The following is a 15,072-nucleotide window of genomic DNA, read 5'->3' on the forward strand; positions in this document are numbered from 1 at the left end:
CGGGAGCGAAACTGGGGCAACGGGAGAAGAGTCGAATCCGCGCCGGTCGCTGGCGCGGGCGTCGGCCGGCTTGCCGATCACCGCGCGCGACCGTATTCCGACGCCGCCGAAGACCGTGCCTCTGACAACCCGGTGTCGTCGAGCGGCGTCTCTCGGACGCGGATCGAATCCGGTCGGACCGGATCAGGTGCGGTCGCCGTTACTTCGGGCCGGCGTGAGACGGCGGACCGCCGCCGTTTCCGCTAGTGTCGTCGGCGTCGTCGTCGCTATCGTCAGCATCGTCGGCGTCGTCGTCGCTATCGTCAGCATCGTCGGCGTCGTCGTCGCTGTCGTCGGCATCGTCCGCATCGTCATCACTGTCGTCGGCATCGTCCGCGTCGTCATCACTGTCGTCGGCATCGTCCGCGTCGTCGTCGCTGTCGTCGGCATCGTCCGCGTCCTCGTCGCTGTCGTCGGCATCGTCCGCGTCCTCGTCGCTGTCGTCGGCATCATCCGCGTCCTCGTCGCCGGACTGTCCAGCATGCTCGGGCGGACCCCGTTCGTCATCGCTCGGCGGGCCGGCGTGTTCGGGCGGTCCTCGTTCGTCATCGTCGTCCTCGGCCTCGTCGTCGCCGTCATCGTCGCTTGGCGGACCGGCGTGGGCCGGCGGACCAGCGTGGTCGGGCGCGTTACCCGGGTTGTTCGCAACGACGAAGCTCGCGACGGAGAGACCGGTCGGGCCGTCGGACTCGTTGTCGGCGTTCTCGGCGAACTCCGAGACGAGCGAACCGAAGTTCGAGACATCGGTTTCGTTGTCCTCGGTCTCGTTGTCGTCGAGGTCGTCCTCGGTCTCGTTGTCGTCGAGGTCGTCCTCAGTCTCGTTGTCGTCGAGGTCGTCCTCGGTCTCGTTGTCATCGAGGTCGTCCTCGGTCTCGTTGTCGTCGAGGTCGTCCTCAGTCTCGTTGTCATCGAGGTCGTCCTCGGTCTCGTTGTCGTCGAGGGTATCGTCGGTCTCGTTCGCGTCGGCCGTGACAAGGAGGTGCTCGCCATCGCCCTCCATCTCGGGGACGCCATCGCCTGTCTGCGCTGCCGCCGTTCCCAGCGGTGCGATCACGGACAGGGCCATCATGGCGACCAGTGCCATCGTGAGTAGTCGGTGGTGCTTCATCCGAGCGGAACATTCTCGGATTCCTGAATAAACCCCCACGGACGTTCTCGTCGTTTGCACACCGAAACAACGCTTCGAGAATCGTTTTGAGTGTTTATCGGACGGCCTGAGCGTTTATCTCAATGACCGATCGGTCGTCGAATCGGCGGATCGACTACGCGTCGGCCCGCTCGACCACCGCTTCCGCTGCCTCGAGCGCACGCTCTCGGACCGCCGCGGCCTCGAGCGTCAGGACCTCGCGGTCGCGCATGAGTACGCGGCCGTCGCAAACGGTGTGGCGAACGTCGGCCGCCGCGGCCGCATAGGCGAGGTGACTCACGAGGTCGTGTGGCGGCGTCAGGTGGGGTTGCTCGAGATCGATCACCGCGAGATCGGCCGGTGCACCCACCTCGAGCCGCCCGGAGTCGAAGCCGACGGCGTCGGCGCTGCCCCGCGTCATCATCTCGACGACCGCCTCCGCGGGCACTGCGCTGGCGTCGTCGGCGGCGAGTTTGCCCAGCATGGCCGCGTCGCGAGCCTCGTCGAGCATGGAGAGGTCGTTGTTCGAGGCCGCGCCATCGGTGCCGAGTCCGACGGTGACGCCCGCCTCGCGCAGCCGCTCGACCGGTGCCATCCCGCTGGCGAGTTTCATGTTCGAGGCGGGGCAGTGAATCACGCCGGTGCCGACCTCGGCGAGGAGTTCGATCTCGGTCTCGTCGACGTGCACGCCGTGTGCGACGAAGTCCTCGGGCTCGAGGAGGCCGCGATCGGCGGCGTACTCGAGCGGTCGGACCCCGTGCTCGTCGACGATCGGCGCGACCTCGTCCGCGGTCTCGTTGGCGTGGTAGTGGATCGGAACGCCCGCCTCCCGTGCTTTGGGAACGAATTCCGCCAGGTACTCGCTGCCGACGGTCGTCAGCGAGTGTGGCATAAACGCCGTCGAGATCCGCCCGTCGGCCGCGCCGTCGTACTCGCGGGCGATCTCGAGGCCCGTGGCCGCGTCCTCGCGAGCGGTCTCGCCGTCCTTGCCGATGGTGACGATACCGTGCCCGAGTCGGGCCCGGAGCCCGGCGGTTTCGACCGCGGCGGCGACCTCGGGCACCTGGAAGTACATGTCGGCGAACGCAGTGACGCCCGATTTGATCAGTTCGAGCAGGCCCAACTCGGCACCGGCGCGGATGTCCGCGGCCGTCAGTTCCCCCTCGGCGGGCCAGATGTCCTCACGGAGCCACGTCTCGAGGGGCTTGTCGTCGGCGTACCCGCGCAGGAGCGTCATGGCAACGTGACAGTGGCCGTTGACGAACCCCGGCGTGACGAGTGAGTTCGCGGCGTCGAGCGTGTCGTCGGCCTCGCTCGCGAGATCGGGGCCGATCTCGCGGATTTCACCGCTGTCCTGATCGATCAGTACGTCCGCGGCCGTCACCGTCAGGTCGGGCCGGAGCACCCGCCCGTCGGCGATCGCAAGCGTCGTCATTAGCTCGGAGTTCTCCTCGGGCCGCCTTATACTGTCGATACGCCGACGGGCGTCCCGGGACGAGTCGCCGGGTTTATGGGATCTTTCGAAGACGTGTCGATATGGAATCAGGATCGCAACGCGACAGCATGCGCCCCACCGGCGGGTATCCGCCGGGCGAGGCGCTCGCGGACGCCTGGAACGAGCACCGCCGGTACGTCGGGTTCGCCGCCGGCCTGTTCGCGATCGGGATCGTCGTCGGCGTCCTCCTCATGCTCGCGGGCTACAACCTGCTCGAGATCATCCAGGAGATGGTCGGGGAGCCGCTGTTTCCGGACGTCGACGGCGGCGGGATCGACCTGGCGCGCTTTTTACTCGTGAACAACAGCCGCGCGTTCTTGCTATCGATCGTCGGCGCGTTGAGCCTCGGTCTCCTGACGGCCTGGGCGATGCTGTTCAACGGGATCATCGTCGGGAACGTCGGTGCGTACGTCACCAGTGATGTCGGTCTCGGATACATCCTCGTGGGACTGCTCCCCCACGGAATCTTCGAGCTGCCGGCGCTGTTTATCGCCGCCGGCATCGGCTTCCGGCTCCTCTATCGGATCGGCCAGCGGGTCCGCGGCACCCGCGACGCGATCTTTTCGAAACCCTACCTCTACCGGACGGGACTCCTCGTCCTCGCCGGCTGGTTGCTCCTGGTCGTGGCCGCCCTCGTCGAGGCCTTCGTCACGCCCGCCCTCCTCGAGACCCTTTTCGCCGAGTGACTCGAGGGGATGGTGACGACCGTCTGGCCGACGCTCCGACGGCGCAAGCGTACCGTTTCGGCCAGTTCAGCCCCGGATGAACGATCGTAAACGGACCCAAGCGTCGGCCCCCTTTTTCACTCCTGAATGACTGTCGGCGGATATGAACGGACGGACGGTCCAACTGGTACTCGTGGCAGCCCTCGTCGCCGTCGCCGGCTGTGCCGGCGGGATGGGCGGGGAGCCACGGAACAACTCGACGACCGACGAGTCGTCTACGATCGACGCCGGCGGGAGCACGGGAACGGCCGCGTTCTACGTCAGCGACGAACCGAACGTGATCGACGACTTCGAACACCTCAACGTGACGATCACGAAGGTCGGCTTCAAGAAGACCGGCGGCGGAAGCGACGGTGACTCGAACGCGACCGACGGGGACGCCGCGAACGAGTCCGACGACGGAACCGAGTCGTCGAACGAAACGGCCGACGAGACGACCGACGAAGATGGCGACGCCGACGGTACCGAGGAGGCCGAGTCCGACGACGAGGCGGAGAACGAAACGGGCGAAGGGGACGAGACGGACGAGAAGAGCGAGGCGGACGGGAAAAACGATGACGGCGCGGCCGACGAACGCTGGATCGAGTACGATGTCGACAACCGAACGGTCGATCTCACCGAACTGAAAGGCGCGAACGCGTCGATGATCGACGAGTTCGAACTTCCGGCCGGCGACTACGAGACGGTCTTCATCTACGTCAGCGACACCGAGGGCGTCTTGACCGACGGGAGCACGACGAGGGTGAAACTGCCGAGCAACAAGCTCCAGTTGCACACGAATTTCACCGTCGGCACCGACGAGCGGGTCGACTTCGTCTACGACATCGCGCCCCACAAGGCCGGCAAGAGCGGCAAGTACATCCTCAAACCGATGATCAGCGAGAGCGGAACGGGTGACGACGTCGAGATTCGCGACGTCAACGCGGACGACGAGGGCGAAGCCGACGAAAACCGCGGCAACGGCGGCGACGGTGGAGACGGCGGGAACGAGAACGGGAACGGTGCGCCCGACGCGAACGCCGCGGACGACTGATCGACGACGCCGTGAGGGCGCCTCGAGCGCGCCGTCGTCCCGGGCTCGGGAGCCCGGCAACGTATTGGACTTTTTTCGAGTGAACCGACGCGCTGACAGGCGCTCGAGCGCCGATCAGCGCCGGAACCGGCCGAGCAGTTCGTAGTCCCGATCCGGCGTGTACCGGCGGAACAGCAGGCTGTTCGAGAGGACCGACACAGACGACAGCGCCATCGCGCCGGCCGCGAGGACGGGCTGGAGCAGCCCCAGTGAGGCCAGCGGGATCATCGCGGTGTTGTAGCCCAGCGCCCAGACGAGGTTCTGCTTGATCTTCGCCAGCGTGGCCTCCGAGACGCGAATCGCCTTGACCACGTCGAGCGGGTCGTCGCGCATCAGGGTCACGTCCGCGGCTTCGATGGCCACGTCCGTCCCGGAGCCGATGGCGGTGCCGACGTGGGCGACCGCCAGCGCGGGCGCGTCGTTGACGCCGTCGCCGACCATCATCGCCTTGCGGCCCGTCGACTGGATGTCCGCAACGGCGTCGGCCTTGTCTTCCGGCAGGACGCCGGCGCGGACGTCGTCGGGATCGATCCCCACTCGTTCGGCGACGGCCCGTGCCGTCCGCTCGTTGTCGCCGGTGAGCAGCACGACGTCGAGGCCGCGCTCGCGCAGGGCCGCGACCGCGTCGGCGGAACCCTCCTTGACGGTATCGGCATCCGCGACGGCGCCCGCGACCGCGCCGTCGACCGCGACCAGCATCGCCGTCTTCCCCTCGCGCTCTAATCGTTCCATCTCGCCGGCCGCGGGCGCGGGGTCAACGCCCGCGCCCTCGAGCAGCCGTCGGTTGCCGACCAGCACGTCCCGTCCCTCAACGGTCGTCCGGACGCCCTGTCCGGGGACGTTCTCGAACTCGTCGGGGTCGGACAGCTCGAGGCCGCGTTCCTCGGCCCCGTCGACGATCGCTTGCGCGAGCGGATGTTCACTGTTGCGCTCGGCGCTGGCCGCGAGGCGGAGGACCTCGTTTTCGTCGAGCGACTCGCGGGTCACTACCGCTCCACCATCGGCCGCCGTCTCACCGCCGTCCGTCGCGGCCGCCGCGCCCTCGAGCGCGACCACGTCGGTCAGCGTCATCTCGCCGGTGGTCAGCGTCCCGGTCTTGTCGAAGACGACGGTGTCGACGTCTCGCGCGCGCTCCAAGATGTCACCGCCCTTGAACAGGACGCCGTTTTGCGCGCCCAGCGTGGAGCCGACCATCGTCGCGGCAGGGGTCGCCAGCCCGAGCGCGCAGGGACAGGCGATCAGCACCGCGGAGGCGAAGACGACGATCGCGAACTCGAACGTCGAGAGTGCGTCCGGACCGCCGCCGACCAGATCCAGCACCGGTACGGCGTCGACGACGCCGGCGAGCGTCGTGGGGAACAGGAACCAGACCAGGCCCCAGAAGATCGCGTTGAGGATGACCGCGGGGACGAAGTACGCCGAGATGCGGTCCGCGAGGTTCTGGATTTCCGGCTGGCGGGATTGGGCCTCTTTGACGGTCTGGACGATCCCCTGCAGGGCCGTGTCCGCGCCGACCTTGGTCGCCTCGACGACCAGCACGCCGTTCTCGTTGATCGTCGAGCCGATCACCTCGTCGCCGGCCTCCTTCTCGACCGGGACCGATTCGCCGGTCACCATCGACTCGTCGACCGCCGACTGGCCGTCGACGACGACGCCGTCGGTCGGCACTTTCTCGCCCGGTCGGACCTTCATCCGGTCGCCGACCGCCACGTCCTCGAGCGGCACTTCTTCCTCGGTCCCCTCGTCATCGACCAGCGTAGCCGTCTCGGCCTCCATCTCGAGGAGCTTCCGCAGGGCGTCGCCGGCCTGGCCCTTCGAGCGGGCCTCGAGGTAGTTCCCCAGCGTGATGAACACGAGGATCATCGCGGCAGTGTCGAAGTAGAGGTTGCCGGCGAGCAGGTCCAGCAGGACGACGAGGCTGTAGACGTACGCCGTCGAGGAACCGAGCGCGATCAACACGTCCATGTTGGCGGTGCGATTGCGTACCAGCGCCGTGTAGGAGTTGACGAGGAACTCCCGCCCCAGCAGGACGTAGACCGGCGTCGCGAGCAGGAACTCGACCCAGCCGAATGTCACGCCGAAGACCGTCTCCGGGACGTGCGTCCCGCCGAGCAGGAACTTGTCGGCGAGGAAGAACAGGAACGGAGCCGACAGCACCGCGCCGAGGATCGTCAGCCGGAGCTGTTTGCGGATCTCCGCCTGTCGGGCCGCGTCGCGGCGGTCCTGATCGGACTCGTCTTCGCTTCCCTCGTCGCGGACGGGCGTGTAGCCGGCCTCCTCGATCGCCTCGTAGAGCGACTCGAGGGACACGTCGGCCGGGTTGTACGCGACGGTCGCCTCGTCGGTCGCGTAGTTGACCTCCGCGTCGACGACGCCCGGGACGGACTCGAGGGCCGCCTCGTTGGTCTCGGCGCAGTTCGCACAGCTCATGTCGGTGATCCCGATCGAGCGGCTCGCACGATCGGCCTCGTAGCCGGCCTCGTCGATCGTCTCGTAGATTTCGGCCAGCGTGATCGTCTCGGGATCGTACTCGACGGTGCCGTCGTCGGTCGCGAAGTTGACGGTCGTCTCGCTTACGCCATCTCGGGACTCCAGGGCATCGCTGATCGTCTGCGAACAGTTCGCACAGCTCATGCCCCGGATGCCCAGGTGTGCGGTCTGAGTACTCATTACTGGTTCGTAGGGACTCCCGTCTTACCCCCTTTACTAGTCGAAAGTCAAAGTCAGACGCGATCAGTTCCTTGGAATCGAAACTCAGACCCCCTCCTCGAGCCGATCGTATCGCTCCTCGAACCGACTCTGACAGGACGAACAGCAGAAGTGGTACACGTCCCCGTCGATGCGGGTCGATTCACCCTCGCTGTCGACGGTGTTGCCACACTCCGCGCAGGTGAGCGCGAACTGCGTCCCGTCGAGCGAAGGCGTCCATTCGGCGTCGTCGATCAGCGTCACGTCGTAATCGACGCCGTCCGCGTCGGGGAGCAGTCCCTCGAGCCACTCGCGGACCCGCCGTACCTGTGCGCGGGCGTAGAACCACACCTCGCCGTCGGCGGTAACGAACAGGTGTTCGACGGCGTCGGCGTCCGCGATCGCCGCCCTACAGTCGCCCACGTCGTCCGCCGGAACGGTCGCCCGCACGAACACGGGAATCCCCGCCCGAAGCTGTGACTGATCGACATCGACCGTGAATCGGTTGATGACGCCCGCCTGCTCGAGACGCTCGACGCGGTCGGAAACCGCCGGTCCGGAGAGGCCGACCGCCTCGGCGATGTCGCTGTAGGGTCGCCGCGCGTCGTCGCCCAGCAGTCGCAGGATTTCCATATCGGTTTCGTCGAGATCGCGCATACCGCTCGTTGGGACTCGAGTACAAAGTTCGTGTCGCCCCTTGGTTTGCAATCCGAAGCTGACGACCGCTCGTCTCTCGTATCGAAAGCGATAACGTACAAAGAGCCGGCGTCCCTACGGTTGCCTATGAGTCGAACCATTACCGTCGAAGGGATGTCCTGTGACCACTGCGAACAGACCGTCGAGGACGCGCTCGAGGGTGTCGACGGCGTCGAATCGGCGGACGCCGATCGAGAGGGCGAACAGGCCACCGTCGAGGGGGACGCGGACCCGCAGGCGCTCGTCGGCGCGGTCGACGAGGCCGGCTACGACGCGTCGGTGTAACCCGTTTTGCAACGACTGACGGCGGCGTCAGTGGTGGTCGTGTGACGACCCGTCGTCCGAAACCCGCGCCGAGTGCGCCGCGAAGTCGGCCGGCGCGTCCTCGAACGCCCGCTTGCAGGTGGTCGAACAGAAGTAGTAGGTTTCGCCGTCGTGTGCGGCGCTTGGGCCGTCGTCGTCGGTTCGCATCCCACAGACCGGGTCGCGGTACTCCCCGGGGGCACCGAGCCCACGACGGTATACGAACAGGAGGAACCCGGAGAGAGCGAAGGCGACGAGGTTGAGATAGAAGGTGTAGTTCAGTTCGAAGTACCGCTGCTCGGTCGCCGTCTCGCCGCCGGCCAGGTTCGGGACGATGCCGAACGCGTCGAACAGCAGTTCCATGAGGAAGCCGGTCAACGCCATCGTCACGAAGAAGACGCCGAGGATGTACAGCATGACCGACCAGCCGTAGTACTTCCGGTAGACGTTCAACACCGGCACCGTGATGAGATCGGCGTAGACGAACGCGATGACGCCGGCGAAGCTGATCCCGCCGCCCCAGAGGGCGACCGCGAACGGGACGTTGCCCATGCTCCCGACGAAGCTGACGACGGCGATCGCGACGCCCATGACCGCGTTCTCGGCGGTCACGAGCAGGCCGTCGCCCCCGAGGAACAGCGCGTTCCAGACCGACTGGGGGACGAACACGATGACGAACCCCGAGACGAGAAACCCCGCGACGACGTCCGTCCAGATCATCGACCACTCCTTCCGATACTGGTTTGCGATCCTGTACCAGCCGCCCCACGAGCGGAGGTCGTCGGACCACGCGCCGCTGCCGGCCGTCCGCTGCCGATAGGTCTCGAGACAGCCCTCGGAGCAGAACCGCAGCGTCTCGCCGCCGTCGGTCACGATCGTGTGCTCGTCCGACCCCTCCATGCCGCAGGTCGGGTCCGTCATCCCGCCGCTCTCGCGGTCCTCGCGCTCGAGTTCCGCGCGAACCTCGTCGAACAGCGGCTCCGGGAGCGTCAGCCGGACGATGACGGCCATGATCGCGATGAGGACGAGGCCGCCGAGCAGTTCCGCGACGAGGAACTCCCAGCCCAGCAGGAGCAGGATCATCAGTCCGAGTTCGACGATGAGGTTCGTCGAGGCGAACATGAACGCGAGGACGTTCACCGCGTGCGCGCCCTTCGCGAACAGTCCCTTCCCGATGGCGACGGCACCGAAACTACAGCCGCTGCTGGCCGCGCCGAACGCCGTCGCCGTCGCCAGACTCGAGACGTCGCTGTCCCCGAGAACGCGCGCCATCCGCTCCTTCGAGACGTACACCTGCACGAGGCTGGTGATCGTCAGTCCCATGATGATCGCCCACGCCGCCGTCCAGAGGAATCCGAGCCCGATCCGGAGCGACTCGAGGAACCCCTGAGTGAGTGATGGGTCCATGTGGAGGACATCGTGGGAATCGGCTATTGCAATTGTCCTTGAAAAACCGATGCGTTCGCCGTCCGAAACGACGGATTCGAAAGCGGTCGGCGATCGGACAGCGGCGTCGGTCCGACCGGGCAGTAGGGGTGGGGTGTTCCGAGATCGGGCTCATGCGGTGTCTCCCCGCCCCGTGGGTCAGCGAATCGCCGTCGATCGGACTGCGGCTCTCGAAGTGACCCGAGCCGCGGACAGTGGATTCCACGCACGAACTGCAGTGAACCGCGAGCCCGTCGCTCTCTCGTACCCGCCGAAAGTCACTGCACACCTGCACATGACGGCGGTGCGCGGATGAAAAGACAGTTGCCCGCCGCCGCCCAAGACGGACCATATGCGAATCGCCGTTCCCAACAAGGGCCGCCTGCACGAGCCGACGATCGACCTCCTCGAGCGGGCGGGGCTCCATCTCGAGAACGGGGCCGACCGCAAACTCTACGCCGACACCGTCGACCCGGACGTGACCGTCCTGTTCGCTCGCGCGGCCGACATTCCGGAGTACGTCTCCGACGGCGCGGCCGAACTCGGGATCACGGGATTCGACCAGGTTCGGGAGGCTCGCGTCGACGACGTGTCCGAATTGCTCGACCTCGAGTTCGGTCGCTGCCGACTCGTGCTGGCGGCCCCCGAAGACGGCGATACCGACGCCGTGGCGGATCTGGCCGGGAAAACCGTCGCCACCGAGTTTCCGAACATCACCGCGGACTTCTTCGCCACCACCGGCGTCGACCCCGACATCGTCGAGGTCTCGGGCGCGACGGAGCTTACGCCCCACGTGGAGATGGCCGACGCGATCGTGGACATCACGAGTACCGGAACGACGCTGAAAATGAACCGGCTGGCCGTCATCGACGAGGTCCTCTCGAGTTCCGTCCGACTGTTCGGGCGGGAGGACGTCCTCGACGGTCCCAAGGTCGGCGAGGTCAGGACCGCACTTTCCTCGGTGAAACACGCCGAAGGCAAGCGGTACCTGATGATGAACGTCCCGCGGGACCGTCTCGAGGACGTCCGCGACGTCATTCCGGGACTGGGTGGGCCGACGATCATGGACATCGCCGACGAGGACGACGGGGACGCGAAGGTCGCCGTCCACGCAGTCGTCAACGAACGGGACGTTTTCGAGACGATTACCGAGGTCAAAACGGCCGGCGCAAGCGATATCCTCGTGACCGAGATCGAGCGACTCGTCGAGTGAGCGGGTCGGTTACGGGCCTTCGGGCAGGAACGACGGACCCGTCTCGACCGCGTCGAAGCTACTCGAGTCGGCTGGCGATCGGCCGGTCGAGCGAGTCGAACTCGAGGCGGGAGTCGAACGCGGCACAGTTCGCGGCCGGGGCGACGAGGTTTCGGTCCCGGTCGTAACGGACGATATCGTGTTTTTCGAGCAGCGGGAGATGGGTTTCACACAGGGTCGTGTGAATCCGCTGGCGTAGTTGATGGATCGTCGTCGCGACGGTCGGGTCCTGTTCGGCGTCGGCGAGTCGGCCGACCAGCGTTCTGACCGCGATCGGGTCGTCGGCGGCGAGCACGCACCGAACGACCTCGCGCCGACGGTCGCTGTCGAGGACGTGACGGATCGTCTCCCGCGGGAGGGGGCGACGGCTGATCGCGCCGTCGGTACCGGGGTGAAATCGACCCGAGGCCGGCGGCGTTCGATCTGGGTGGATCGTCATGGGCACGTGAGAGTCAAGGACGGAGACCCGGATAAACGCGAACGGTCGTTTCGGCGAATCAGCACCGGTTCAGACGAGTCAGGCTCGCTGGGCCGCGATTGAACGATCGAAAACTCGGTGAAAGCGATCGAAATGCGATCGACGGTCGGCGACTCGAGATGCAACTCGCGACGGACGCGGATCGACGGACGGGTAAGCACTGATTACTGCGGGGAGTCGGACCCCCGAGGTCCGACTCCGGACGAGACGCATCGATCGGCCGACCACCGACGACGCGTCCGGCCGCGGACACGGGTCCGCAGGTGGCGTCGGCACCGCTCAAGTCGATCGAACGACCGAAAAGGATCGGCGTTACTCGAGGAGGCCGAGGTCCTCGAGTCGAGAGACGATCTTGTCGACGGCGTGCTCGGCGTCGACCGGCTTCTTCCCGCCGGTGATGACGAGTTTCCCGGAGCCGAACAGCAGTGCGACGACCTCCGGCTCGTCGAGTCGATAGACGAGTCCGGGGAACTGCTCGGGCTCGTACTCGATGTTCTCGAGCCCGAGGCCGATCGCGATCGCGTTCAGGTTGAGGTTCCGGCCGAGGTCGGCCGAGGTGACGATGTTCTGGACGACGATCTCGGGGTCCTCGTTGACCTGGATCTGGAGTTCACGGAGCTTGTCGAAGACGATGCGCAGGCTCTCGTGGACGTCGTCGGTACTTTTCGCGCCGGTACAGACGATCTTCCCCGACCGGAAGATCAGTGCGGCGGACTTGGGATTCTGGGTACGGTAGACGAGACCGGGGAACTGCTCGGGGTCGTAGTCGGCCCCCTCGAGGTCCATCGCGACGCTCTGGAGGTCGAGTTCCTGTCCGATGCCGGTCGACGCCACCACGTTTTCGATGTTGATGGTGTCCTTCGGATCCGTCATTAGTCGCTTAAAAAGACGTATTTAAGGTTTATAAAGCTTAGTACCGCCACCTGATATATCCGGTTTATACGCTCCACGGTGGATTCGCGTATCGCCGATTTCCGGCCGTCCGAGCGGCCACAAGTATGATATTTGGTATCGTGGTTGGTGGCCTGGTTCGCGAAAAGCGGTAGGCTCATGGCCGCGCCGACGCGACGATCGAGCGTGTATCTGCTCGAGCTCGGCGGCGAGGACGACGCGTTCGCGGCCCGCGAGGCGGCCAGCGCGGCGGCCGGACTCCGTCGCATCGCGCCCGGACTCGCGGTCGCAGGGGGGATCGTCCCCGAGCGCGTCCGCGGACTCGCTTATACCCACCGCGCGAGCGACCTCCTCGGCCGGGGGGCGGCCGACCTCGAGAGCGCGCGGGCCGTCCTCGAAGCCGCCGCGATCGACCGCGAGGGATCGGTCGCGGTGCGAGCGACGGACGTCCACGGCTCGAGCGGCGTGAGCACCGAGCAGGCGGAGCGCGAACTCGGTGAAATCCTGGTCGAGCGTGGGTTTTCGGTGGATCTCGACGATCCCGATCACCTCCTCCGGGTCGTCTTTTCGGAGGGGAAACACCGGGAGGAGACGGGCGAACACGCCCTCGAGCGCGTCGACGCCGAGGGGCGCGATGAGTCGCCGGGTGAGTTCGTCTCCGTCTGTGCGCTCGGCTGGCTCGCGGCCGAGAGCGTCCGGGATTTCGGGACGCGCGCGCCGACGGACAAACCCTTCTTCCAGCCCGGCAGCATGGACCCCTTACTCGCGCGGGCCGCGGCGAACATCGCGGGCGCTCGAGCAGGCGCGACGATCCTGGACCCGATGTGTGGGACCGGCGGCGTGCTCGTCGAAGCGGGACTGGTCGGCGCGAACGTGATCGGCACCGACGCGCAGGCGAAGATGGCTGCGGGGGCGCGGGAGAACCTGACGCACTTCCTCGGGCGCGACGAGCCCTCGCCGACCGGCCTCGAGCGGGGGTCGTGGCACGTCGGCCGAGGTGACGCGATGCGGCTCCCGCTGGCGGACGATTCCGTCGACGGCGTCGTCTTCGATGCGCCCTACGGCCGCCAGTCGAAGATCGACACCCACCGGCTCGAGGACCTCGTTGCGGGTGCGCTCGCCGAGGCACAGCGGGTCGCTCCGCGGGCGGTCGTGATCGCCGATCGCTCGTGGGCGGGCGAGGCGCGGGCCGCGGGCTGGGAGATCGAGTCGGCCTTCGAGCGGCGCGTCCATCGGTCGCTGACGCGGTACGTGCTGGTCCTCGAGCGGCGATCGTCGTGACTGCAGTGCAGTACCGTTCCGATACTGGGTTGGAAACTCGCACTGCAGCAATACGCTACTATCGTGACTACGAGGGACTGACACGCCGTCACCGGCCAGTTCACTCGTAACCCACCGTGCCATCATCAACGACGGGTAGACAGTCGTTCAGTAGTGATTGTCATTGTGGGTCCGTATCCCTCCCCATTTATTATGGTGACAGAGTGCGTTTGATTGGATACAGGTGATAGAATGAGCGGGACAAACGATACTAACAGCGAGGAGTATGGGACGGCACGAATCAATCATCGCGGCCGGTTGACGATTCCGAAGGAACTCCGTGACGAACTCAATCTCGATGACGGGACCGAGTTCCGAGTCGTTCGCGACGGGGGCGACATCCGTCTCGTCAGGGAACTTCCCGACCTCGAGACGCTTACGCGAGGAGAGGAGTGGGGAGACGAGGCGTTCCGAGACGCGGGTGACGCGACTTTCGGTGGGCAGTGAGATGGGGGCGAAACGCGTCTTACCCGACCTCAACGCGCTGTCGATTCAGTTAGTGGATGACCATCCCGGTCATCCATACGTCGCGGAGGAACTGGTTCCAGCCCTCACCGGTAGCGATTCGCTGATCGTCTTCGGCTATCTTCCGCTCCGGATACAGTGGGTACTCGAAGATCTCGGTTTCGACACACACGAAGCACGAAACGCCGTTTCGTCGCTCCTTCAGTACCCCCTTGAGTTCGTCGACGTGGACGACAAAACCGTTCTCGACGCCTACGAAATCAGTGTAGAGAAGAACCACGATGTCTACGACTGCTTTTATCTCGCGCTTGCCCGGCAGACCGATGCCGACGTACTGGTGACTACCGATCGCGACTTCAATCGTCTCTGTGACAACGAACCGTTCGAGTACGTGAACCCGGTTCCAGAAGAAGTACTCGAGCGCTTTCACAACATCAACGAATCGTAACAAGGCGCGGGCAATCAGCCGAGTGGAATCACTCCTCGATCTCGTGGACGCGATCCCGAAGACGCTCCCCGTCCTCGGTCGAGACCGAGAGGTCGGGAACCGGGACCGTCTCGCCGGTCTCGTCGATCGCGACGAAGGTGAACGTCGACTCGGTCTCGCCGCTGCGGGGTTCCTCGCGCCAGGCGCGCAGGGCGACGTGGACGCTCGTCCGGCCGGCGTCGTAGACGTAGGCCTCCACGAGGGCCGTGTCGCCGATCCGGATCGGCCGCTCGAAGTCGAGTTCGTTCACGCGGGCGGTGACGCAGGTCTCGCCGGCGAATCGCATCGCCGACATCGCGCTCACCTCGTCGAGCCACTTCAGCAGGTTGCCGCCGTGGAGCGTGTCGTTGTTGTTCGGGTTACCTCCGAACGGAACGGTTTACACGAATTCGCCCGACCGGTTCGGGCGAATTCGTTCAACGACTTCCGTTCGGAGGTAGTGGTTCGGCTGGACGCGAAATCGGTTCTCGATCCGTGTCTCGAGACGCGTCGGCATACCCGCCCTTCGGCCGGCGGGCGGATAACGGTCCGTATCGGCCACGGAGTGGCCGGTGAACGCGGCGACATCGTCACCGCCGTCCCCCGGAACGGAATCGGAACTCGAGCTTAC

At 66.0% G+C, this 15,072-nt stretch carries 14 protein-coding genes and 1 pseudogene; 7 read left to right on the top strand and 8 right to left on the bottom strand.

Annotation, left to right across the window (positions count from 1 at the left end; all coding sequences use genetic code 11):
• Positions 1–199: 199 nt before the first annotated feature.
• Positions 200–1,147, bottom strand: coding sequence for a hypothetical protein (locus tag ALTAJ2_RS09750; protein ID WP_007109911.1), 948 nt, complete (start codon positions 1,145–1,147; stop codon positions 200–202).
• A gap of 154 nt (positions 1,148–1,301) precedes the next feature.
• Positions 1,302–2,600, bottom strand: coding sequence for an amidohydrolase (locus ALTAJ2_RS09755; protein WP_007109912.1), 1,299 nt, complete (start codon positions 2,598–2,600; stop codon positions 1,302–1,304).
• 101 nt (positions 2,601–2,701) lie between these two features.
• Here ALTAJ2_RS09755 and ALTAJ2_RS09760 point away from each other — a divergent pair, with 101 nt between their 5' ends.
• Both ALTAJ2_RS09760 and ALTAJ2_RS09765 read left to right on the top strand, forming a co-directional pair.
• Positions 2,702–3,346: a stage II sporulation protein M gene (locus ALTAJ2_RS09760; RefSeq protein WP_007109913.1), complete on the top strand. Its 645-nt coding sequence runs from the start codon at positions 2,702–2,704 to the stop codon at positions 3,344–3,346.
• A gap of 142 nt (positions 3,347–3,488) precedes the next feature.
• A complete protein-coding gene (locus tag ALTAJ2_RS09765; protein ID WP_007109914.1) occupies positions 3,489–4,418 on the top strand; it encodes a DUF4382 domain-containing protein in 930 nt (309 codons plus the stop codon).
• Positions 4,419–4,532: 114 nt separating this feature from the next.
• On the opposite strand, the gene ALTAJ2_RS09770 is transcribed toward ALTAJ2_RS09765, so the two are convergent.
• Positions 4,533–7,127, bottom strand: coding sequence for a heavy metal translocating P-type ATPase (locus tag ALTAJ2_RS09770; protein ID WP_007109915.1), 2,595 nt, complete (start codon positions 7,125–7,127; stop codon positions 4,533–4,535).
• A gap of 84 nt (positions 7,128–7,211) precedes the next feature.
• Positions 7,212–7,802 (bottom strand): AsnC family transcriptional regulator, encoded by a 591-nt coding sequence (locus tag ALTAJ2_RS09775; protein WP_007109916.1) that lies wholly within the window; start codon positions 7,800–7,802, stop codon positions 7,212–7,214.
• Positions 7,803–7,928: 126 nt separating this feature from the next.
• Here ALTAJ2_RS09775 and ALTAJ2_RS09780 point away from each other — a divergent pair, with 126 nt between their 5' ends.
• Positions 7,929–8,126 (top strand): heavy-metal-associated domain-containing protein, encoded by a 198-nt coding sequence (locus ALTAJ2_RS09780; protein ID WP_007109917.1) that lies wholly within the window; start codon positions 7,929–7,931, stop codon positions 8,124–8,126.
• 27 nt (positions 8,127–8,153) lie between these two features.
• Here ALTAJ2_RS09780 and ALTAJ2_RS09785 read toward each other — a convergent pair whose 3' ends face one another.
• Positions 8,154–9,551, bottom strand: coding sequence for a permease (locus ALTAJ2_RS09785; RefSeq protein ID WP_007109918.1), 1,398 nt, complete (start codon positions 9,549–9,551; stop codon positions 8,154–8,156).
• Positions 9,552–9,921: 370 nt separating this feature from the next.
• Between ALTAJ2_RS09785 and hisG the strand changes: the two genes are divergently transcribed.
• Positions 9,922–10,782, top strand: coding sequence for an ATP phosphoribosyltransferase (gene hisG / locus ALTAJ2_RS09790; protein ID WP_007109919.1), 861 nt, complete (start codon positions 9,922–9,924; stop codon positions 10,780–10,782).
• A 58-nt stretch (positions 10,783–10,840) separates the two neighbouring features.
• Here the strand turns inward: hisG and ALTAJ2_RS09795 are convergent, their stop codons facing one another.
• A complete protein-coding gene (locus ALTAJ2_RS09795; protein ID WP_007109920.1) occupies positions 10,841–11,260 on the bottom strand; it encodes a DUF7344 domain-containing protein in 420 nt (139 codons plus the stop codon).
• Positions 11,261–11,611: 351 nt separating this feature from the next.
• Entirely contained in the window at positions 11,612–12,172 is a 561-nt protein-coding gene (locus ALTAJ2_RS09800) for a TATA-box-binding protein (RefSeq protein WP_007109921.1), read from the bottom strand.
• Positions 12,173–12,376: 204 nt separating this feature from the next.
• Between ALTAJ2_RS09800 and ALTAJ2_RS09805 the strand changes: the two genes are divergently transcribed.
• From ALTAJ2_RS09805 to ALTAJ2_RS09815, 3 genes are all read left to right on the top strand, one after another.
• On the top strand, positions 12,377–13,471 hold the full coding sequence (locus ALTAJ2_RS09805) for a methyltransferase domain-containing protein (RefSeq protein ID WP_239647723.1): 1,095 nt from the start codon (positions 12,377–12,379) through the stop codon (positions 13,469–13,471).
• A gap of 231 nt (positions 13,472–13,702) precedes the next feature.
• Entirely contained in the window at positions 13,703–13,957 is a 255-nt protein-coding gene (locus ALTAJ2_RS09810) for an AbrB/MazE/SpoVT family DNA-binding domain-containing protein (RefSeq protein WP_007109923.1), read from the top strand.
• A 1-nt stretch (position 13,958) separates the two neighbouring features.
• Positions 13,959–14,423 (top strand): type II toxin-antitoxin system VapC family toxin, encoded by a 465-nt coding sequence (locus ALTAJ2_RS09815; RefSeq protein WP_007109924.1) that lies wholly within the window; start codon positions 13,959–13,961, stop codon positions 14,421–14,423.
• 28 nt (positions 14,424–14,451) lie between these two features.
• Here ALTAJ2_RS09815 and ALTAJ2_RS09820 read toward each other — a convergent pair.
• Positions 14,452–14,958: pseudogene (locus tag ALTAJ2_RS09820) on the bottom strand (acyl-CoA thioesterase).
• Positions 14,959–15,072: the final 114 nt, after the last annotated feature.

The sequence above is a fragment of the Natrinema altunense genome, assembly GCF_000731985.1.
Lineage (GTDB): Archaea > Halobacteriota > Halobacteria > Halobacteriales > Natrialbaceae > Natrinema > Natrinema altunense.